Source organism: Cupriavidus sp. 8B (assembly GCF_054589115.1).
In genome coordinates, this window is sequence record NZ_BAAILO010000370.1 from 1 (window position 1) to 19,627 (window position 19,627).

General features: G+C 62.1%; 19 protein-coding genes and 1 pseudogene. 3 read left to right on the top strand and 17 right to left on the bottom strand.

The genetic code is table 11. From position 1 onward, the window contains the following. Positions 1–819 (top strand): transposase family protein (locus ACYP5B_RS34325; RefSeq protein ID WP_459572600.1); only part of this gene is annotated, 819 nt, incomplete at its 5' end. 175 nt (positions 820–994) lie between these two features. Here ACYP5B_RS34325 and ACYP5B_RS34330 read toward each other — a convergent pair. Continuing rightward, on the bottom strand, positions 995–1,324 hold the full coding sequence (locus ACYP5B_RS34330) for a hypothetical protein (RefSeq protein WP_459572601.1): 330 nt from the start codon (positions 1,322–1,324) through the stop codon (positions 995–997). Between the two features lie 210 nt (positions 1,325–1,534). On the opposite strand from ACYP5B_RS34330, the gene ACYP5B_RS34335 reads away from it, so the two are divergent. Further along, positions 1,535–1,861, top strand: coding sequence for a hypothetical protein (locus ACYP5B_RS34335; protein WP_459572602.1), 327 nt, complete (start codon positions 1,535–1,537; stop codon positions 1,859–1,861). A gap of 192 nt (positions 1,862–2,053) precedes the next feature. Here ACYP5B_RS34335 and ACYP5B_RS34340 read toward each other — a convergent pair whose 3' ends face one another. From ACYP5B_RS34340 to ACYP5B_RS34395, 12 genes and pseudogenes are all read right to left on the bottom strand, one after another. Further along, entirely contained in the window at positions 2,054–2,866 is an 813-nt protein-coding gene (locus ACYP5B_RS34340; RefSeq protein WP_400096817.1) for a c-type cytochrome, read from the bottom strand. Next, on the bottom strand, positions 2,863–4,482 hold the full coding sequence (locus ACYP5B_RS34345) for a cbb3-type cytochrome c oxidase subunit I (protein WP_459572603.1): 1,620 nt from the start codon (positions 4,480–4,482) through the stop codon (positions 2,863–2,865). The genes ACYP5B_RS34340 and ACYP5B_RS34345 overlap by 4 nt, the downstream gene beginning before the upstream one ends. Then, entirely contained in the window at positions 4,469–5,053 is a 585-nt protein-coding gene (locus ACYP5B_RS34350) for a cupredoxin domain-containing protein (RefSeq protein ID WP_459572604.1), read from the bottom strand. The genes ACYP5B_RS34345 and ACYP5B_RS34350 overlap by 14 nt, the downstream gene beginning before the upstream one ends. Beyond that, on the bottom strand, positions 5,050–5,226 hold the full coding sequence (locus tag ACYP5B_RS34355; protein WP_267602592.1) for a hypothetical protein: 177 nt from the start codon (positions 5,224–5,226) through the stop codon (positions 5,050–5,052). Before ACYP5B_RS34355 ends, ACYP5B_RS34350 begins: the two co-directional genes overlap by 4 nt. Before the next feature lie 8 nt (positions 5,227–5,234). After that, positions 5,235–6,530, bottom strand: coding sequence for a c-type cytochrome (locus tag ACYP5B_RS34360; RefSeq protein WP_318236588.1), 1,296 nt, complete (start codon positions 6,528–6,530; stop codon positions 5,235–5,237). Between the two features lie 5 nt (positions 6,531–6,535). Next, on the bottom strand, positions 6,536–7,240 hold the full coding sequence (locus ACYP5B_RS34365; protein WP_267602593.1) for a c-type cytochrome: 705 nt from the start codon (positions 7,238–7,240) through the stop codon (positions 6,536–6,538). 266 nt (positions 7,241–7,506) lie between these two features. Next, positions 7,507–9,225, bottom strand: coding sequence for a PHA/PHB synthase family protein (locus tag ACYP5B_RS34370; RefSeq protein WP_459572606.1), 1,719 nt, complete (start codon positions 9,223–9,225; stop codon positions 7,507–7,509). 59 nt (positions 9,226–9,284) lie between these two features. Continuing rightward, positions 9,285–9,701 carry a phasin family protein gene (locus ACYP5B_RS34375; protein ID WP_459572646.1) on the bottom strand — a complete coding sequence of 139 codons (417 nt, stop codon included), beginning with the start codon at positions 9,699–9,701 and terminating at the stop codon, positions 9,285–9,287. A gap of 54 nt (positions 9,702–9,755) precedes the next feature. Next, positions 9,756–9,972: pseudogene (locus tag ACYP5B_RS34380) on the bottom strand (MaoC/PaaZ C-terminal domain-containing protein); the annotation flags it as partial. A 10-nt stretch (positions 9,973–9,982) separates the two neighbouring features. Next, on the bottom strand, positions 9,983–10,735 hold the full coding sequence (locus ACYP5B_RS34385; protein ID WP_459572607.1) for an acetate uptake transporter: 753 nt from the start codon (positions 10,733–10,735) through the stop codon (positions 9,983–9,985). Positions 10,736–10,783: 48 nt separating this feature from the next. Next, positions 10,784–12,571 (bottom strand): acyl-CoA dehydrogenase, encoded by a 1,788-nt coding sequence (locus ACYP5B_RS34390; protein WP_459572608.1) that lies wholly within the window; start codon positions 12,569–12,571, stop codon positions 10,784–10,786. Positions 12,572–12,601: 30 nt separating this feature from the next. After that, positions 12,602–14,242, bottom strand: coding sequence for an acyl-CoA synthetase (locus ACYP5B_RS34395; protein ID WP_459572647.1), 1,641 nt, complete (start codon positions 14,240–14,242; stop codon positions 12,602–12,604). A gap of 422 nt (positions 14,243–14,664) precedes the next feature. On the opposite strand from ACYP5B_RS34395, the gene ACYP5B_RS34400 reads away from it, so the two are divergent. After that, positions 14,665–15,711 (top strand): zinc-dependent alcohol dehydrogenase family protein, encoded by a 1,047-nt coding sequence (locus tag ACYP5B_RS34400; protein WP_459572648.1) that lies wholly within the window; start codon positions 14,665–14,667, stop codon positions 15,709–15,711. Here the strand turns inward: ACYP5B_RS34400 and ACYP5B_RS34405 are convergent. The 4 genes from ACYP5B_RS34405 to acs all read right to left on the bottom strand — a co-directional run. After that, positions 15,642–16,178, bottom strand: coding sequence for a F0F1 ATP synthase subunit gamma (locus tag ACYP5B_RS34405; RefSeq protein WP_459572649.1), 537 nt, complete (start codon positions 16,176–16,178; stop codon positions 15,642–15,644). The genes ACYP5B_RS34400 and ACYP5B_RS34405 overlap by 70 nt on opposite strands. Then, positions 16,084–17,205 carry an ATP synthase beta subunit C-terminal domain-containing protein gene (locus tag ACYP5B_RS34410; protein WP_459572609.1) on the bottom strand — a complete coding sequence of 374 codons (1,122 nt, stop codon included), beginning with the start codon at positions 17,203–17,205 and terminating at the stop codon, positions 16,084–16,086. Before ACYP5B_RS34410 ends, ACYP5B_RS34405 begins: the two co-directional genes overlap by 95 nt. A gap of 366 nt (positions 17,206–17,571) precedes the next feature. After that, the gene (locus ACYP5B_RS34415) at positions 17,572–17,841 is read right to left on the bottom strand and encodes a chaperone modulator CbpM (RefSeq protein WP_400096825.1); all 270 of its coding nucleotides are present in this window, start codon (positions 17,839–17,841) and stop codon (positions 17,572–17,574) included. Further along, a partial coding sequence (gene acs / locus ACYP5B_RS34420; protein WP_459572610.1) for an acetate--CoA ligase occupies positions 17,795–19,627 on the bottom strand: 1,833 nt, incomplete at its 5' end. The genes acs and ACYP5B_RS34415, both read right to left, overlap by 47 nt.

A 19,627-nucleotide genomic window follows, 5' to 3' on the forward strand; every position in this document is an offset into this window, starting at 1 on the left:
AAGCCGGTCGCGTTCTACAGCGACAAGGCCGGCATCTTCCGGGTCAATCAGCCGAATGCCACCGGGGGTGACGGCTACACGCAGTTTGGGCGCGCGCTGTTCGAGCTGAACATCGACATCCTTTGCGCTAACACCAGCCAGGCCAAGGGCCGCGTGGAACGGATGAATAGCACGCTGCAGGACCGTCTGGTCAAGGAACTGCGGCTGTGTGGTATCTCGTCTCAGGCGGACGCCAACGCCTTCGTACCAGCCTTCTTGGTCGACTTCAATGGGCGCTTTGTCAAGCCGCCCGGAAGCGACTTTGATGCGCATCGCGCAGTGCGAGCCGATGAGGACCTGGAGCGCATCTTTACCTGGCACAAGTGGCGCAAGGTGTCACAGAGCCTGACGCTGCAGTACGATAAGACGCTCTATCTGCTGGCAGACCCGCCCGACCATCGCCGCCTGATTCATCGCTATATCGAAGTGGCAGAGTACCCGGATGGGCGCATCGAGATCTTGGCCGATGGCGCTACCCTGCCCTACACCACCTATGACCGGCTGTCAGAGATTGACCAAGGCGCGATCGTCGAGAACAAGCGTCTCGGTCACGTACTGCGCGTGGCGCAGGAGATGCAGGCCAAGCAGGATAGCCGGCGCAGCGCCGGCGCCCCCGCCAGAATCAATGCAGGCAAGCCGCCGCGGCCTCACAAGGCCGCCCTGGGCAAGAAGCCTCAGCGACAGCTCAGCGCCACCGACTTTGCATGCTGTGCTCGGAACAGCCTTCAAAGCCGGATGGACGTGGGTGCAACATCGGTTTATCGCTCGATCCCCCCGTGATCACCTTGGAGGGCTGCGTTCCCTCCCCTTCAATGCATGCCTGGATCGCGATGCGCATGGAGATTCTCCCATAGTGTCAGTAATCCATCGCGCCCTGGCGAACTGACGCGGCGCCTTGATGTAGCCTGCAGCGCGACCGTTGGACCGCTCAACGGCGGTCGTCGAGAAGGGGCGGTCACCACTGAGTTTCCTGCTCCAGGCGCTGCCCGACGCTCCTCACATTAACCTTGACGCTGGAGTTCGGAAGTTTCCACCCGCCCCGATACGCTTGGCGCAGAAAGATCTGCGCCAAGCGATAAGACATCACGCTGGCATACCGGCACTGGACCCAGTCCACCGTCTGGAGCTGTTGAAGCAGTTCGTGCCTCTCGCGTATGAACAAGCCCAAGCCGGATGCAGGTGCGAAATCGGCTTTGCGCTCGAGCACCCCGACCGTGATGACCTTGGAGGGCTGTTCCCTCCCCTTGGATGCGCATGGAGGTTCTTCGATAGTCTCAGTACGCATTGCTCACACTTCCTGCCGGATTTGACCCCCTGCTTTTGGCCACTCCCACCGGCCCGGGACGCCGACGACGATTTGTGCTGCGCTGCGCTCATCGGATTGCTACGGTCACGTGGCTTGCCGATGCGGCGCTATACCAACTAGCTCAAGCGCACGGGGCTGCCACCGCGCGCGTGGCTCGTTTTAGACACACGTTCACACAGGAGTGTCATCATGCTTCAATCCAGCGAAATCCAGAAGCGTTTCACTCATCTAGAGCAAACCATCGACAGCGCTTCGAAGGCCTGTCACGCCGACACCACACTCCCCACGGGCCTCATAGAGTGTGTTGATCGACTTGATAAACAGTCCGCGTCGGCAAAAACAGTGATGGCGTCGAACGATCAGGATCGCATGCGCCAATTTGTAGACGATCTGGAGCAACTCGGCGATCGTGCAGAAAAAGCATGTGAACGCGCCGGGAATGTCGATGCCAAGGTCAAGAGCGCAGTAAGTTCGGTTCACACTGAACTGAGCGATCTAAAGAAACAGATGCATTAATTTTTTTCGCTTGATGTTATTGGTCGCCGTTCGCGTGAGCGACCTCCGGCGGGGACGTGACTGGTGACCTGCCCCGCCGTGCTTGATGATCGATAATCTATGCAGTTTGCCATCGCCAGAAACACGGGCTGCCGATGGCGTTTGGGTTGCGCGAGCATGAGCGCTTCCATCAAGCCAGGTTCTCCCGCGGCTCTATCTGCCTTCCGCCGGACTGGCTTTGCGGGCGTAAAAGGCCGAGACCTCTTCCATTTCCTGCGCGGTCATCCCACGCACCATGTTGCGCATCTGTGCTTCTGGATCGTTGTGGCGATTGCCTTGCGCGAAGGCCTTGAGTTGCCCTACCAGGTACTCCTTTGGCATGCCTTCCAGCCAGGGGGCGCCCAGTTTCTGGTCAACGCCGCCGTGGCAGGAAATGCACGGGGCGATATTGCGCATCGGGTCACCCACGCGCACCAACGGCGGGAGCGACTCGTCGTAGGTGGTCGGGGCGGTTCTTGCCTTGGGCAGGGACGCAAAGTAAGCCGCGAGGTCTTCGATATCCTTGTCGGGCAGACGCGTTGCCAGAGCCTCCATGATCGAACTTGCGCGCTTGCCGCTCTTGTAGTCATGCAATTGCTTGATGACCACCTCGGGATATTGCCCGGCAAGATTGGGCGCGTTCGAGATACTTATGCCTTGCGCGCCATGGCACATGGTGCAGTTAAGCGCGAGCGTTGCGCCCCGGCCAATCGAGTCGCTGGCGCCAGCCCGCGCCATGTCTCGCTCGAGTACGACATTGGATGAGCCGGGCCCGGCCTTCACGGCTGCCCCGCTGCTCCAGGAGGCGGGTACGCCCGCCGCGCGGCAAATGCTGGCCCAGATTCCCTGGGCGGTGAAATCGCCATGGACGGACGGCAGCCATACGAACCCTACGAGTATCGACAGTACGGTAAAGATTGAAAGGGACAACAGGCTCCAACGGAACCACGGGTTGCGCCATGCATACATGCCGCCTTCGTGCATCATCGGCTCCCGATTGGTACGACCGGCACGGATGCTTCCTTCAAGGACGCCAGCTGCACGATGGGGTATCCATAGTTGACGACGGTTAGACCAATCATCATTGCGACCCAAAGGCCAAGTCCATTCAATGCCACCGGTGCCGGAGCACCTGCATGGACAGGCTCGCTGAAGGTATATGGCGCGGGAACTGCCGTGCCCTTGCGCGCTCGCGCCAGAACGAAGACAAAGAGAAATACGGAAATGACAAGCAGCAAGCCGCCCGCTGCCGATGCTGTCACTGTCCACGCCTGCGGGTGGATAGCCGGATGCGTGTAGTCGTAGTAAGCCATGCGCCGCGGCATGCCAAGCAGCCCCACCAGGTGCCACGGCAGCGATAAAACCAGCATGCCAACGAACCATAGCCACAGTTGCAGCTTCATAATTCCTTTTGACAGCGGCTTGCATTGCATCAGTTGTGGCCATAGGTCGTACGCGACCACCATGTACATGATGACGATGGCCCCGGCAAAGATGAGGTGAAAGTGGCCGGTGACCCACTGCGTGTTGTGGATGGTCTCGTTGAGCTGGTAGCTCATGTTGATGAGTCCCCCTGCACCGCCGAAGCCCAGCATAGTGAAGGAAAAGGTCACCGCCAGCATCACGGGGTTGTCCCAAGGCAGCGCCTTGACCCAACCGAACAACCCTTTGCCACCACGCAGCCGACCGGCAATCTCGACCGACGCGACGATGGTGAACACAGTCAGCAGCGTCGGCACGGACACCATGGCGGTCATCGCCGCGTGCACAAACTTGAACCCGGCACCCACCTGCGGGTCGGCGAACAGATGGTGGATGCCGATGGGCATCGAGAACACCAGAAAGAGGACGAATGCGACGCGCCCCATCGTATCGCTATACAGGCGTCCTCCAATCGCGCGCGGCACGATCGTATAGAACGCGATATACGCCGGCATCAGCCAGAAGTAGACGATGGCATGCAGCGTCCACGAAAAGAAGACTCGTGCCAGGCCCGCATTGATGGTGTCGGTCAGGCCCAGCGATGCGGGAAGGATAAGCACGAGCACTTCAATGGCGGCGCCCAACGAAGTCCAGGCCCAAAGGTAGGCACCCGCAACGTTACCAAACATCGCCAACGGAACGGTTGCGCCGGGATTGTCGTCTTTCCAAGACCTCAGGTTGATGGCCATCAGCGCCACCCAGATCCAGGAGCCTACGACCACCAGCACGACGCCAAGGTAGTAGAACGGGCTTCCGATCATGGGCGGGTAGAACGTGTACAGGATCGACGCCTTGCCAATCGCCATGGTGACGGCTGCCATGGCGGTGCCGCCCACCACCAGCCAAAAGCCGCCCCAGGCCCATCGCACGCCGATCAACGGCCTTTTCAGCGCAAGTTCCGTGATGGCGTAGCCGAAGCCCATGGCTACCAGCGTGGGCAGCACGTAAGCCATCACGGTGCCGTGTGCCGTCACCGATCGATAGTAGTGCTCCGGGTTGTTGACCCAAGCATGCAGCGGACTGCGAATGTACATCTGCCATTCGCCAAGCAGGATCGCGCCGAGGAAGGCGACGAAGGCGACCCAGAAATGGGCCAGCACGAGTCTTCTAGCGAGGAACACAGGTCAGCCTTTCTTCTGTACGCGTCTTGGCGAGAAACTCGTCGCGCGGTAGCACTTGCACGCGACCCCACATGGCTTCATGTCCGGTGCCGCAGTATTCATGGCACGGCATCAATTGCTCGCCCGTAGTGCGAAACCTGGTGGTGAACGTCGACACGAAACCCGGGATCAGCATTGTGTTGGCATTGGTTGTTCCGACGATAAAGCCGTGTACGACGTCGGTGCTGGTGGCGCGGAAGGTAATGGGCAGGTCCGCGGGTACGACGATGCATTGCGGCACGAAGGAGTACTGCTGGGCTACGACGCGGACAATCACCTTGCCGTCATTGTCCATCGCGGTGCCTAAGTTGCTTTCAACGAATTCGCCCCGGATGTGCAAGGTTTTCACGTCGATGGTCTCTACCCTGGACGGCGGCATGGCCGCCCAGTGAAGGCTGGTGATGATCATCATCACCACCAGGGAAGCGACGATGATCCCAACGATGATGGCCCAGCGGCGTTCTGCCGCGACGGCGACAAATCCCGCGTGGTGGCTGCCATCGGGCGCCGGGGAGTTGGTATCGGCGCTCACTGAACCGCGCCTCGTGGCAGATAGACAAACAGATAGAAGCCGAAATAGATAGCAATCACGATGGCGGTCGCGACGCCGGCTATCGCAAACGTTCCCGACGGGCCGCGGCTGACGATCCGGGCGACCTCCTCGTCCAGTCGTCTTGCTTCCTCACTCTCAATGGGATCGGCCATCTCTTTCCTCACTCAGGAAGCAGCGTACGAAGATCGTTGGCCTGGGCCGGTGTCACGGGCGTACCGCTATTGCCCCATGCAACACGGATATACGTGACTACGGCAGACACCTCTTGATCGTTCAGGATATGCGAGAAGGGGGGCATGCCATGAGGCCGCGGGTTCTTCGCGGTACCGGGCGCATAGCCGCCGTTGAGCACCATGCGAATGGAATTGACGGGAGACAACATGGTGAGGGACTGATTGGCCGCCAGTGGAGGAAATGCCGGCGGCTGCCCTTTGCCTTCCGCGCCGTGGCAGACAGCGCATTGCAGTGCGTACACCTTGCGGCCCAGTTCCATCACAGCCGGATCGACCAGGCGCGCCTGGCTGGTGGGAGGCGTTTCGGCATCCCTTTGCGGCAGTGCCTTGAGATAGACTGCCGTCGCCTCGACGTCGGCATCGCTAAGATACTGAAGGCTGTTGTAGACCACCTCGGCCATCGGGCCGTACACCGTCGCCCGGTGCGAAACGCCTATTTGCAGGAGATCCGAGATGTCCTTGATGGCCCAGTTTCCTAGCCCGGCCTCCTGGTTGGAGGTGAGTGAAGGCGCATACCAGTTCTGGTTGGGGATCATGCCGCCTTCGAACGCCTTCGACTCGCTCGAACCGCCCAACATGTTGATGGCCGTATGGCACATCGCGCAATGCCCCAGGCCCTGTACCAGGTACGCGCCGCGGTTCCATTGCGTGGATTGCTTGGGATCGGCGACGTACTCGCCCTCCTTGAAGTACAGCGTTCGCCAGCCGATCAACAGTTCGCGCTTGTTGAAGGGGAAACGCAGCTCGTGCGCGCGATTGGCCTGCTTTACCGGCGCAACGGACATGAGATAGGCAAAGATCGCATCCGAGTCGGCCCGCGTCACTTTGGTATAGGAAGCGAACGGCATGGCGGGATACAACAGCGCCCCGTCACGCGAGACGCCGGTGTGCATCATTCGGTAGAAGTCGTCGGCGGTCCATTGGCCAATGCCGGTTTCATCGTCTGGCGTGATGTTAGGGACGAAGAGGCTGCCAAACGGCGTGGCCATCGCCCGGCCTCCCGCGAAGGGCTTGCCGTTCGGCGCCGTATGGCAGGCCACGCAGTCGCCGGCGCGGGCGAGATACTCTCCGCTGTCGATGATCTGTGTGGTCGCATTGACTGGCCGGACGTCCATTTTTTCAGGAAGCTTGCCGGGACGGAACCAGTACACGGCGACCACCGCGACCACGGCTGCGGCCAGCAGGACGGCAATTCCGATCCCAATACGCGCGCTCGTTCGCATACGGCTTATCGCTGGCTGCCGCATGCCAGAGGCATGCGCACAAGGTTGGACGACTCGGGCGACAGGTCCTTCGGCGCGGGCTGCAGCGACAACCAAGCCGCTACCGCCGTGACGTCGCTATCGGAAAGCCGCGTAGCGATGCGCTTCATGCAATCGGGCTCGGCGGCATGGCGGTCGCCGACCCGCCAGCGCGTCAGCTGGGCCACGATATAGGTCGGACGTAGCCCGATCAAACCTGGAATGCCCGGCTCCATGCCGGTCAGCCCGGCCCCATGGCATGTCGCGCACGCGGGGACATTCTTGCTGGCATCGCCGGCGCGTACCAGGGCCTGGCCTCGTGCCACCGTGGCGGGATCCGTGGTTCCGGCCTCCTGGGCCGCGAACGGCGGCCTTTGTTTGGCGAAGTGGTCGGCGATTTCCCGCAGGTAGGCGTCGGGCAAGTAGGCGACTAGGTAGTTCATGGGCGGGTACTTGCGCGTGCCGTCCCGGAAGGCCACCAGTTGATTGTAGAGATAGCCCGCGGGCTTTCCGGCGATGCGCGGGTAGTAGCCGTTGCTCGTGCCTTGTCCGCTCTGGCCGTGACAGGTCACGCATCCCTGCACCCTGGCCTCCAGCGAGTCGACCTGCTTGAACGCGGGGACAGCCTCGGCCGTAGCCTGTGCCAGCGCCCATCCGGGAGCGCCAAGCAGGCATGCGAGGAAAGCCGCCATTCTTGGTCTTCGCATTGGATTGTGACGTCGTCACCCTTTGGCGAAACCTCTGCCGCTGGCAGAGGCGGACGCCGGACGCCGCCAATATGCCGCCTGAGAGTTGCGCTGCGTTGTGTTTGCTGCGCTATCAGCGTAGGCGGTCACGACGGTTAAAGTCAATGTACGCTTGGCGGCCCATCGCGTGGAGCGCAGGATCGCTGGCGTACGTCGTCCTGGACCCGGGCGGCCTTATGGACCTCCTTTGCCCCGGGAGATCCGCTCGTCACTCATTCAGCCCGCACCTTGACGTAGCGGCCGGGCGCCGGCTCGATCACGGCGTACTTCTTGCTTCCGAGCTGACTGCGCGCGTCGACGGGCTTGCCTGCCTTGGGCGCGAGCCACTTGATCCAGTGGGGCCACCAGCTACCCGGTGTCGCTTCGGCACTGGCAAGCCATTGATCGGCATCGTCGCCCAGCGTACCGCCGGTCCAGTAGCGGCGCTTGTTCTTGGACGCCGGATTGATAACGCCCGCGATGTGGCCGCTCGCGCCAAGCACAAACTGCGTCTTGCCCCCGACCAGTTGCGTCGTTCGGTAGGCGGACTTCCAGGGCACGATGTGGTCGTCCTGCGTCGCCAGCACATAGCTGGGCAGATCGATACGGCCCAGGTCCACGGGCGTGCCGCACATTGTCAGCCGGTCCGCCACGCACAAGTTGTTCTCGAGGTACATATTCCGCAGGTACCAGGCGTACATCGGCCCCGGCAGGTTGGTGCTGTCGGCGTTCCAGTAAAGCAGGTCGAATGCCTCGGGCGACTTGCCCTTCAGGTAGTGGTTGATGACGTTCGGCCAGATCAGGTCATTGGCGCGCAGCGTCTGGAACACGAAGCCGAGTTCGGCGCCGGGGTAGATGCCACCCTGCCCGATCGCCTGCTCGCGCGATGCCACGCCTTGCTCGTCGATGAATACGCCGAGGTCGCCGGGGTCCTGGAAGTCGAGCATGGTGGTCAGCAGGGTCAGGCTGGCCACGGAGGTGTCTGCGCGCGCACGCAGCACCGCGAGCGCGCAGGAGAGGATCGTGCCACCCACGCACCAGCCGAGCGCGTTGAGTTTGTCGGCGCCGCTGATGGCCAGCGCCACCTCGATCGCTTTCATGACGCCCTGGCTCAGGTAATCATCCCAGGTAATGTGGCCACAAGTGGCGTCGGGGTTGCGCCACGACACCAGAAAGAGCGTGTGGCCTTGTTCGACGGCGAACCGCACAAACGAGTTCTCTGGCTGCAAGTCCAGGATGTAGAACTTGTTGATGGACGGCGGCACGATCAGCAGCGGGCGCGTTGCCACCCGTTCGGTCAGCGGCGCGTACTGGATCAGTTGAAAAAGCGCGTTCTCGAACACAACCGCGCCTTCGGACACTGCCACGTTCTTGCCGATCTCGAACGCAGTCTCGTCGGTGATCGACAGCCCGCCTTTGCGCATGTCCGCCAGGAGGTTCTTGAGGCCAGCCTGCAGGCTCTCGCCACGCGTCTCGAACGCGAGTTGCATCACCTCCGGATTGGTGGCGGCGAAGTTGGCCGGGCTCATCGAGTCGATGAACTGGCGCGTGTAGAAGCGCAGCCGTTGCTTGGTGGGCTCGTCAAGCGCCGCGGCCTCGACCATGTCGCCGGCTAGTCTGGCGTTGAGCAGGTAACTTTGCTTGAGCAGGCTGTAGGCGGGATTGTCGCGCCATTCGACGGCGCTGAAGCGGCGGTCGCCCCGCTCGGGCGCGACCACCGCGTCGGGCAGTTGACCGGCCATGTTGGCTATCATCCGCGTCCACAGCGCGAGCTGCTGCTGGAAATAGTTCAATTGCAGATCCGCGAACGGTCCGGCGCCGGACTGCGCAGATGGAGCGCCGGAGCCGGGGACCTGTGCGGCTGGGTTAAGCATCATGGCCTGCCACAGGCTCTGTCCCGACTTGATGAAACCCTGAATATATTCGTCAGGAACCTTGTGGGGCGATGCCATTGTTTCCTCCATGGTGTCGGGTGCCGTGGCGGCCCTCGGCCGGCGCGTCCATGCCTGGCCTACTTGGGCTGCATCAACTTCTTCATCTCCTCCATATGCTGCGTGGCCCGCTGCGTGATGGTAGCCAGCGCATCGACCTGCGACCTGCGTGCCATCTCCGCGAGATCCTTCATATCGGTCAGCGCCGTCTGGTAAGCCACGCCAATCATGTCCGCCTGCTTGGCAGGGTCGATCGAGCCAGCGCCGCCGGCCTGGGCCTTGGCAAAGTCCTGAATTCCCTGCATGGTCCGGGTCAGGATCTCGGTTTGCTTCTGTGCCATTGCCTGCATCGCCTCATAGGCGACCTTGTTGCTCTCGGCTAGCGCTTCCATGTCCTTGCGCCGCGACTCGATGATCGGCGACATATCAAGCCCGGGGATCTTGAATTGCTGAATCATCTTGGTCACGTCGGCGAAGGGGTTGGTTTCGGTAGTCATGTTTGTCTCCCGTTGAATGGGATCGTTGCGGGTTCGCAGGCTGGCAGCGGCGATGATCGCCGCCGAGATCACGCTGGCGGTCAGCATGCCATGGGCAATCCGCCCCTTGAACTGGGTGGTCCGGGCGAATTCCTCGTTGATGTGCACCGCCTTGTTGTCGCCCGAGACGGCGGCGAACAGGACGATGTCCGCCTCCGTGATCGTCCTGGGGAAGGTGGCGGTCATGCCCGGTTCCAAAATCCTCATAGTCGTAGCCGTCGAGTACGTTCATGACTCCTCCGTTACGCGGCCTTGGGCAGGACGGGGATATCCGCCGCTTGCAACGCGCCCTTGCGTTGTCCCCCCGCGCCCTTCTTGATAAAGCCGAAAGGCTTCCCTAGCGGCAGGAGCACCCGGCCAAAGTAGGTGTTTAGGAACACGGCGCCGGCGCAGTACAAGCCCAGGATCGAAATGAGCAGTTCGGAATAGGCGGCAAGCTGGGAGAACAAGCCTCGGTGGATGTCCAGTATCGACAGCCCCAGCGAGGGCAGCAGAATATTGATCAGCACCAGGATGGCCGCGAACACCTTGTTCGCCTCGAACGCGGCGACCATGATAAACAGCGAGAAGATCGTATAGCCGAAGCAGGCGAAGGCAAGCTGCCTGGGATCCGCCTTGTCGCCGACAGCGCCGAACCAACCTAGGCTGATCGCCCAGTGCATTGCGACTGCAATCCAGAACAAACCGTACGCACCCAGCACAATCGCGCCGAAATAGTTGTTCTTCTTGAAATCAACGAACGATGCCCAGATCTGCGCGACGGATCCCAGGAACAATGCCCAAGGGATGAGATAGGTGACGCCGGTAGTCCATCCCATCTTCTGGGACGCCGCCACGAAGGTCACCATGGCCAATCCGAAGACACCCAGCGCGGTGGGGTCGGACATCAGAATTTTCGTCTCTGTGACGTTTGGCGAGGCATGCATTTCAGATACTCCCCAGACACTTCTGCGGTCAGCGCGACCGGCCATCGATTGAGAGGTCTTCGGTGTCATAGCCGTTGACCTCGTTCCTTCCTTCTGCCTCCCGTGAACAGGTCGAGGTCAGAACAGCGTTTCGTCCAGCGCGAGTACCGAACTGGCACCGTTGACAATCGCCTCGCGGTAAGCCTGTGCCAGCGGCAATACGTGCTCCGCATAGAAATGTGCCGTGACCATCTTGGCCCGGTAGTATCCTGCGTCGGGCTCCGCCAGCTTCGCCTTGGCGATCAATGCGGCGCGGGCCATCAGCCAGCCTCCCACGACCGTGCCGAATAGCATCAGGTAAGGCACCGCGCCGGCTGCCGCACGGGCGGGCTCGCGATCGTAGGTCGCGAGCAGCCAGTCGGTTGCCTTCTCCAGCGCTACCGTGCCGCGCTGCAAGGATGCCGCGATGCCATGGAGTTCCTTGCCGCCCGCAGCTTCGAGCGCAGCCAAGGTCTCGTTCATCTCGCCGAGCAGGACGTTCAGCGTGGCACCCCGCTCGCGCGCCACCTTGCGCCCGATCAGGTCGTTGGCCTGAATGCCAGTCGTACCCTCGTAGATGGTAGTGATGCGCGCATCGCGCATATGCTGGCAGGCGCCGGTCTCTTCGATGAATCCGACCCCGCCGTGCACTTGAATGCCGAGCGACGTGATGTCGAGCGCGTTTTCCGTGCACCAGCCTTTGACCACGGGTGTCAGGAGATCGGTCAGCGCCTGGCACTTCTGGCGTTCGGTCGCATCCGGATGGGAATGCGCCTTATCCATCTGGGCGGTGGTGAAATAGGCCAGTGCCCGCATCGCCTCGATGCGGGCTTTCATGCTCATCAGCATGCGGCGCACATCGGGATGCCGGATGATGGGTACGGGCGGGCCGGATGACGCCCCGATGGGGCGGCTTTGCACGCGTTCCCGTGCGTAGCCCAACGCCTGCTGGTAGGCACGCTCAGAAATGGCCACGCCTTCCAGGCCGACGTTGAGGCGGGCGTGGTTCATCATCGTGAACATGTATCCAATGCCGCGGTTCGCCTCTCCCACAAGGTAACCGATGGCGCCCTCGTTCTCGCCAAAAACCATGACCGCGGTGGGACTGGCGTGGATGCCCATCTTGTGCTCGATGGACGCGCACGTCAGGTCGTTGCGCTGGCCCAGGCTGCCATCCGGTTTCACCAGGAACTTGGGGACGACAAACAGCGAAATCCCCTTCGTGCCCTCGGGCGCGTCGGGCAGGCGTGCAAGCACCATGTGGATGATGTTCTCCGCCATGTCATGCTCGCCCCAGGTGATGAAGATCTTCGTGCCGGTGATGCGGTAGTGGTCGCCCTCGGGTTCGGCCTTGGTGCGGATCGCGGAGAGGTCCGAGCCAGCCTGCGGCTCGGTGAGATTCATGGTGCCGGTCCATTCGCCCGAGACCATCTTCGGCAGGTAGCGTTGCTGGTCCCGCGCCGAGCCATGATGCGCGATCGCCGCCACGGCGCCCAGCGTCAGCATCTGGCACAGAGAGAAGGCCATGTTGGAAGCCTTCCACATCTCAAGCACCGGGGTGGACACCAGCGAAGGAAGGCCCATGCCACCGAAGTCGGGACTCGCCGGCATGGCGTTCCAGCCGTTCTCGATGAACTGGCCGTAGGCCGCCTTGAATCCGTCCGCTGTCGTTACCTCTCCATCCGTGCACGCACTGCCCTGGCGATCGCCCTGGGCGTTTATGGGCGCGAGCACCTCCGTCGCAAATTTCGCCGCCTCGAGGAGGATCGATTCTACAACCTCGGGTGTGGCTTCCTCGTTGCCCGGCAGCGCGGTGATCTCGGCCAGACCCGCCAATTCGTTCATCGCGAAAAGCATGTCGCGTATGGGTGCCACGTACGTGGTCATCTTGGTGTCCTTCATATGCCAGGTTCAACGCTAGAGTGCCTTTACCTGTTCGCGCAAAATGAACTTCTGAATCTTGCCGGTCGCGCTCTTTGCCAATGGGCCGAAGATAACCGTCTTCGGTACTTTGAAACGCGCCATCCGTTCGCGGCAGAAGTCGATGATCTCGCGCTCCGTGGCCTGTCCGCCCTCCTTGAGTTCGATAAAGGCGCACGCAACCTCTCCCCATTTCTCGTCGGGGCGCGCCACCACCGCAGCGCCTATCACGGCGGCATGGCGGTAGAGGACATCCTCCACTTCGAGCGAGGAAATGTTTTCACCGCCCGAAATGATCACATCCTTCGAGCGGTCCTTGATCTTGACGTAGCCATCGGCGTGGACCACCGCCAGATCGCCGCTATGGAACCAGCCGCTGGCAAACTCCTTCTCCGTCGCATGGGGGTTCTTGAGATAGCCCTTCATGGTCAAGTTGCCGCGGAACATGATCTCGCCCATGGTCTCGCCATCCCATGGTACGGGCTTCATGCTTGTCGGATCCATGACCGTCATGCCTTCCTGCATCGGCGCCCGCACGCCCTGGCGGCCATTGAGCTCGGCACGCTGCTCCAGAGGCAGTGCGTTCCAGCTTTCTTGCTTGGCGCATACGGAGGCGGGGCCGTAGGTCTCGGTCAACCCGTAGACGTGCGTAATGTCGAAGCCGATCCGCTCCATGCCCTCGATGACCGAGGCCGGTGGCGCGGCGCCGGCGATAAGGGCGTAAACCTTTTGCTCGATGCCGCTGCGCATCTCTTCCGGCGCATTGATCAGCATGCTGTGCACGATGGGCGCGGCACAGAAGTGCGTGACCTTGTGACGCTTGATCGCATCGAATATCGCCTTTGTATCCACCCGCCGCAGGCACACATTGACGCCGGCGTTGGCCGCCATGGTCCAGGGAAAGCACCAGCCATTGCAGTGAAACATGGGAAGCGTCCACAGATACACCGCATGGTGCGGCATGCCCCAGGACAGGATGTTCGATATCGCGTTGAGATAGGCGCCGCGATGGTGGTAGACCACACCTTTCGGGTTGCCGGTGGTGCCGGATGTGTAGTTCAGCGCTATGGCATCCCATTCATCCGCGGGGAGCGACCACGCGAAGTCCGCGTCCCCTTCGAGGAGGAATGCTTCATAATCCATTTCGCCGAGTAGCTTCCCACCTTGATATTCAGGGTCATCGATGTCGATAACCAGCGGCCGCTCCTCGAGCATTGGAAGCACGTGCTCGATGGTTGCCGAGTACTCGCGGTCGGTGATCAGGACCTTCGCCTCGCCATGCTGTAGCATAAACCCAATGGCTTCCGCGTCGAGGCGAAGATTCAGGGTATTCAATACAGCACCGATCATCGGTACTGCGAAGTGCGCTTCGTACATGGCCGGCACGTTGGGTGCCATCAGCGCCACCGTATCGCCAACTCCGACACCGCGCTTGTTGAGCGCGGAGGCCAGGCGCCGGCAGCGGCGGTAGCATTCTTTCCACGTGATGCGCCATTCCCCGTGAATCATGGCGATGCGGTCCGGGTAAACGAAGGCAGCCCGTTCCAGGAAACTAAGGGGGGACAGCGGAACATAGTTCGCGCTGTTCTTCTCGAGTCCGAAGTTGAAAGGGTCGATGTGCGTCACAACGGTCTCCATTCGATTTCCGGCTGAGTCACCGTCCTGTACTTCTGCAAGTACATCCGAAATGATCAACCCTCGTTTCTGCAATTGGTCTGATTGATCCATCTCTATTTCCGGCTTGACGACTCTCTTGAATCACCTTAATCCATTTTCATCAAGGCGATTTCGCACGCCAGGACACAGAAACATCTTCCGTGAAACAGCCATGGAAATCGGTACGGTCGCGTACCTCGACCTAGAAGATCGCTGTGCCTGCCGTACCGGTTCTCATGAAAACCGGTACGGCAGCGTACCGACTTCCATCTCCGTTGCAGGCAAGTTGCAGGCACCGTGTCGGCTGTGCCCGAACCGTCGTTTCGCCGGTGCTCGCAAAGGTCGCGCGCGGAACCATCCCCGTCGGCCGTCCGCGCCAGGACCAACATGATCAGGATCGAAGAATGAAAGCGCTTGTCTATCTCGGCCCGGCGAAGAAAGCGCTGGAGGATCGGCCGAAGCCCACCATCATGGCGCCCACCGACGCGGTGGTCCGGATCAGCAAGACGACAATCTGCGGCACGGACTTGCACATTCTCAAGGGCGACGTTCCAAGCTGTCTGCCGGGCCGCGTCCTGGGTCATGAGGGCGTGGGCGTGGTCGAGGAGGCCGGCCCGGCCGTCGAAGCATTCAAGGTCGGAGACCGGGTCTTGATCTCCTGCATCAGCGCCTGCGGCAAGTGCACCTATTGCCGCAAGCTCATGTACTCGCATTGCACCAGCGGCGGCTGGATCCTCGGAAATACCATCGACGGCACGCAGGCTGAATTCGTCCGCATCCCCTATGCGGATACGAGCCTCTATCGCATCCCGGACAACGCGGACGAAGAGGCCCTGGTAATGCTGAGCGACATCCTGCCCACCGGCTTCGAATGCGGCGTTCTCAATGGGAAGGTCCAGCCCGGAAGTACCGTGGCCATCATTGGTGCCGGGCCAATCGGGTTGGCCGCCCTGCTCACCGCCCAGTTCTACTCGCCGGCCGAGATCATCATGATCGATCTCGACGAACACCGCCTGGAGGTGGCGAAGCGCTTCGGCGCGTCAGCCGTGGTCAACGGCACCGGCGACAAGGCCAGGGAAATGGTGATGAAGCTAACGGGCGAGCGTGGCGTGGACACCGCTATCGAGGCTGTCGGCATTCCAGCGACCTTCGAACTGTGCGAAGACATAATCGCGCCGGGTGGCACCATCGCCAATATCGGCGTGCACGGGAAGAAGGTGGATCTCCATCTGGAACACTTGTGGGATCGCAACATCACCATCACTACGCGGCTTGTCGACACCATCAGCACGCCAATGCTGCTAAGCACCGTGCGGTCTCACAAAATTGACCCGAAACTCCTGATCACGCATCGCTTCAAGCTCGATCAAATCCTGGATGCCTACGAGACTTTCGGAAACGCCGCGGACACACGAGCGCTCAAGGTAATCATCGAGGCCTGGCGGCCGTGAACGGGCTCTCCATTCGACAATGCCTCGTACCCGGCCGTCACATCGAACAGTTTCTCGTCGATCGAACCTTGGCGCTGGCGTTGAAACCTGCCGCGAAGGCTGGCGAGCAGCTCGTCGATGTTCTTGTCGGCACGTTCCATCGCCGCCAGGCGGCTGGTGTTCTCGCTCGCCAGCGATTGGGCGCAAGCACGGAACAGGGAGATGAAGAGATGCTCGCGGATCAGTGCGCGCAGCGCCATGGTGCCGCGGCCCATCACTTCGGGCGGGTTCGGCGTTGGCCAGCGCTGCGCCACCAGGTCCGCTTCCCATTGCGCGTCAAGCGGCAGCAGGCGCTGGTCCCCCGGGTGGTAGAGGCCTCCTGGCTTCGGCCGATTATAGAAGACGTGGATACGTGGTCGCGACCCCTGGCTTCGGTGCGTTTCCGTATCGACCTGGAGCCGGTCGACGAGCGGGGCGATGGTCTCGATCGAATTCGGTACCGCATAGGTGCCCGTCACGGCGACGCCCGCCTCCATCCGCCAGGCTGACGGTCTTGCCCTTGATGCCGGTGAACTGTTCGGTCGTGAAGAACGGCTGCGTCAGGAAGCGTTCCAGCCAGCGCGCGCGGGCGACCACGTTACGGTCGGCTGGCGAGAGTTGTTCGAGCCCCAGCATCGCGATGATGTCCTTGAGTTCCGCGTACTGCGCCAGCGTACGCCGGATGTCCTGCGCCAGCTGGTAGTGGTGCGTGCCGACGATGCCCGGCGTGGCCATCTTCGAGTTCGATTGGAGCGGATCCACGGCCGGGTAGAGGCCTTCGCTCGCGCGCTTGCGCGACAGGACGATGGACGCCGACAGGTGCGAGAAGGTGTGCACCGCCGCCGGGTCTGTGAAGTCATCCGCCGGCACATAGACAGCCTGGATCGACGTGATGGCACCGGTATCGGTGTTAGCGATCGTCAGCGCCGCGTGGCCAGCGCGGAAGCGCGCACCTGGCGGTTCGTTCATCTGGCCGAACACCATCACCATGTCCGGCAGGACGCCCGCTTCCTGCATGTCTTGGTAGAGCTCCTGCGCCTCGCGGCAACGCTCGCCGATGCCGCAGAAGAGGCTCAAGCCCTGGTGGTGCCCGACCATGTTGTGGATCAACTCGGTGAGCAGCACCGTCTTGCCGACGCCCGCGCCACCGAACAGACCCGCCTTGCCTCCGGTTTCCAGCGGCAGCAGGACGTCGATGGCCTTGATGCCGGTCTCGAAGACCACCGACTGCGTGGAGCGCCGGGCTAGCGGCGGCGGCGCCCGGTGCACCGAGCGCCATTGAACATTGCGCGGCTCTGGCAGTTGGTCAATGGGATCGCCGAATACATCGAACATGCCCGACAAAATGCTCGCGCCGACTGGTGCTTGCAAGGGCGCGCCCGTGTCCTGCACGGCCATGCCTCGCGCCAGCCCCTGGGTGGAGGTCAGCGCAATACAGTGCACGTGTTGGCCATCGAGTTGCGCCAGGACTTCCATGGCGATCCGACCATCGGGCCCGGCACGGAGCAACGTGCGTATCGGCGGCAATCGTGCCGCGAACGACGACGCTGCCACGAACCGCGACGACCGCGGCGACCGCGGCGACCGCGCCCCGGAAAGTCGTCATCGGCAGCCCCTTCGTCAATCTGTGGATATCGCCCGCCCCACAATCCGCGGGTAGAAACTGGCGGGGCGCAACGCCGGACATCTTCCGAAAAATCCCGTGCCGACTTTGGTCTGTTGCGGCGTGCGCGCCTCCTACATCCGTTTTACAGCCTGTTCCAGGCACAAATGCTGTCCGCAAGCGTACCGTCTGGCGGAATTATCTGAGCGACGCACCAGTTGTCCAGTCGAAGGCACCAATCAAGCCAGGTTCGCGCGCCGCAGTCTCGCCCGGAGCGAATCGATCTCGTCCAGCAGATCGAGTACCAGGGCAACGCCAACGGCGCCCAGTTCCAGGTCGCGTGTCAGCCGCTGTGCGGCCGTCGTGCTCGGCGCAGGACCGATACGAGCGGGAGACGCGGCTCCTAGTCCGCGAGTCCCGTCGTCAGGCGTCGCATGATACGGCATGCGGCTCCGCTTCGGCTCAGCGGAGCTGCTCGAGAATCGCTGGATTCTCAAGCGTCGACACATCTTGCGTGATCTCCTCGCCCTTCGCTAGCGAGCGCAGCAGCCGGCGCATGATCTTGCCCGAACGCGTCTTCGGCAAGTTGTCACCAAATCGAATGTCCTTCGGTTTCGCAATCGGTCCGATCTCCTTGCTCACCCACGCCCGCAACTCGTTTGCGATCTTCTCCGCTCCTTCGCCCTCGGGGCGCGCCCCCTTCAGCACCACGAACGCGATAACGGTTTCGCCGGTGACCTCGTCCGGCCGGCCGACCACGGCAGCCTCGGCCACAAGCACATTCGCAGCCAGCGCCGACTCGATCTCCATGGTGCCGAGCCGGTGGCCAGACACATTGAGCACATCGTCGATGCGCCCCATGATCGTGAAATAGCCCGTCTCAGGGTCACAGACGGCGCCATCGCCGGCAAGGTACAGCTTGCCGCCAAGCTCATCCGGGAAGTAGCTCGACTTATAGCGCTCGGGGTCGCCCCAGATGGTGCGCAGCATCGCGGGCCACGGGCGCTTGATCACCAGGATCCCGCCCTGGCCGGCAGGCACGTCCTGCCCGGTTTCATCAACGACCGCCGCCATGATGCCCGGCAGCGGCAGCGTGCACGAGCCCGGCACAAGCGGCGTCGCGCCGGGCAGCGGCGAGATCATGTGCCCGCCCGTCTCGGTCTGCCACCAGGTATCGAGAATCGGGCAGCGCGCGCCGCCGATGTTCGTGTAGTACCACATCCACCCTTCCGGATTGATCGGCTCGCCGACGGTGCCAAGGATGCGCAGCGAGGACAGGTCATAGTTCGACGGATGCACATTTTTGTCGACAGCTGCTGCCTTGATGAGCGAACGGATGGCGGTTGGCGCGGTATAGAAGACCGTGACCTTGTGCTTCGCGATCATGTCCCAGAAGCGGCCCGCGTTCGGGTAAGTCGGCACGCCCTCGAACATCAGCTGGGTGCCCCCGACCGCGAGCGGGCCATAGGCGATATAGCTGTGGCCGGTGATCCAACCGATGTCGGCGGTACACCAGAACACATCCGCCGGCTTCCAGTCGAAGGTCCATTTCATGGTCTGCGCGGCCCACAGCAAAAAGCCGCCGGTGCTGTGCTGGACCCCTTTCGGCCTGCCGGTCGAACCGGAGGTGTACAGGATAAAGAGCGGATGCTCGGCGCCAACCCATTCCGGTTCACAGGTGCCGGCCTCGGCTTGCGCCAGTTCATGCATCCACAGGTCGCGATCCGCGTTCCACTGTATCTTGCCGCCCGTGCGCTGGTACACGATCACGCTCTTCACCGCTTCGCAGCCGCCCAGCGCGAGGGCCTCGTCCGCGATGTTCTTCAGCGGCAGGGCCTTCCCGCCGCGCATCTGTTCATCCGCGGTGACAAGCGCAACGGCACCCACATCCACAAGCCGTTCGTGCAGCGATTTCGCCGAGAAGCCGCCGAACACAATCGAATGCGTCGCGCCGATTCGCGCGCACGCCTGCATGGCGACCACGCCCTCCACCGACATCGGCAGGTAGATCACGACGCGGTCGCCCTTCTTCACGCCACGCTTCCTGAGCGCGTTCGCGAAGCGGCACACGCGTTGCAGGAGATCCTGGTAGGTGACGGTGGCCACGGTGCCATCGTCGGCTTCGAAGACGATGGCAACGCGCTTGCCGTTGCCGGCCTCGACATGGCGATCGAGACAGTTGTACGAGGCGTTCAGCTCGCCATCCTCGAACCACGTGTAGAAGGGCGCGTTCGACTCGTCCAGGACTTTGGAGAAAGGCGCCTTCCATGTCAGCGTCTCGCGCGCGAGACGCCC

Excerpts from the sequence above, each read along its gene's own strand:
- ACYP5B_RS34370 (WP_459572606.1), bottom strand. The coding sequence starts at position 9,225 with ATGGCATCGCCCCACAAGGTTCCTGACGAATATATTCAGGGTTTCATC.
- ACYP5B_RS34360 (WP_318236588.1), bottom strand. The coding sequence starts at position 6,530 with ATGCGAACGAGCGCGCGTATTGGGATCGGAATTGCCGTCCTGCTGGCC.
- ACYP5B_RS34395 (WP_459572647.1), bottom strand. The coding sequence starts at position 14,242 with ATGGAGACCGTTGTGACGCACATCGACCCTTTCAACTTCGGACTCGAG.
- ACYP5B_RS34355 (WP_267602592.1), bottom strand. The coding sequence starts at position 5,226 with ATGGCCGATCCCATTGAGAGTGAGGAAGCAAGACGACTGGACGAGGAG.
- ACYP5B_RS34410 (WP_459572609.1), bottom strand. The coding sequence starts at position 17,205 with ATGGAAGTCCTGGCGCAACTCGATGGCCAACACGTGCACTGTATTGCG.
- ACYP5B_RS34390 (WP_459572608.1), bottom strand. The coding sequence starts at position 12,571 with ATGACCACGTACGTGGCACCCATACGCGACATGCTTTTCGCGATGAAC.
- ACYP5B_RS34340 (WP_400096817.1), bottom strand. The coding sequence starts at position 2,866 with ATGATGCACGAAGGCGGCATGTATGCATGGCGCAACCCGTGGTTCCGT.
- ACYP5B_RS34375 (WP_459572646.1), bottom strand. The coding sequence starts at position 9,701 with ATGACTACCGAAACCAACCCCTTCGCCGACGTGACCAAGATGATTCAG.
- ACYP5B_RS34385 (WP_459572607.1), bottom strand. The coding sequence starts at position 10,735 with ATGACACCGAAGACCTCTCAATCGATGGCCGGTCGCGCTGACCGCAGA.
- ACYP5B_RS34335 (WP_459572602.1), top strand. The coding sequence starts at position 1,535 with ATGCTTCAATCCAGCGAAATCCAGAAGCGTTTCACTCATCTAGAGCAA.
- ACYP5B_RS34330 (WP_459572601.1), bottom strand. The coding sequence starts at position 1,324 with ATGCGTACTGAGACTATCGAAGAACCTCCATGCGCATCCAAGGGGAGG.
- ACYP5B_RS34415 (WP_400096825.1), bottom strand. The coding sequence starts at position 17,841 with ATGTGTCGACGCTTGAGAATCCAGCGATTCTCGAGCAGCTCCGCTGAG.
- ACYP5B_RS34400 (WP_459572648.1), top strand. The coding sequence starts at position 14,665 with ATGAAAGCGCTTGTCTATCTCGGCCCGGCGAAGAAAGCGCTGGAGGAT.
- ACYP5B_RS34365 (WP_267602593.1), bottom strand. The coding sequence starts at position 7,240 with ATGGCGGCTTTCCTCGCATGCCTGCTTGGCGCTCCCGGATGGGCGCTG.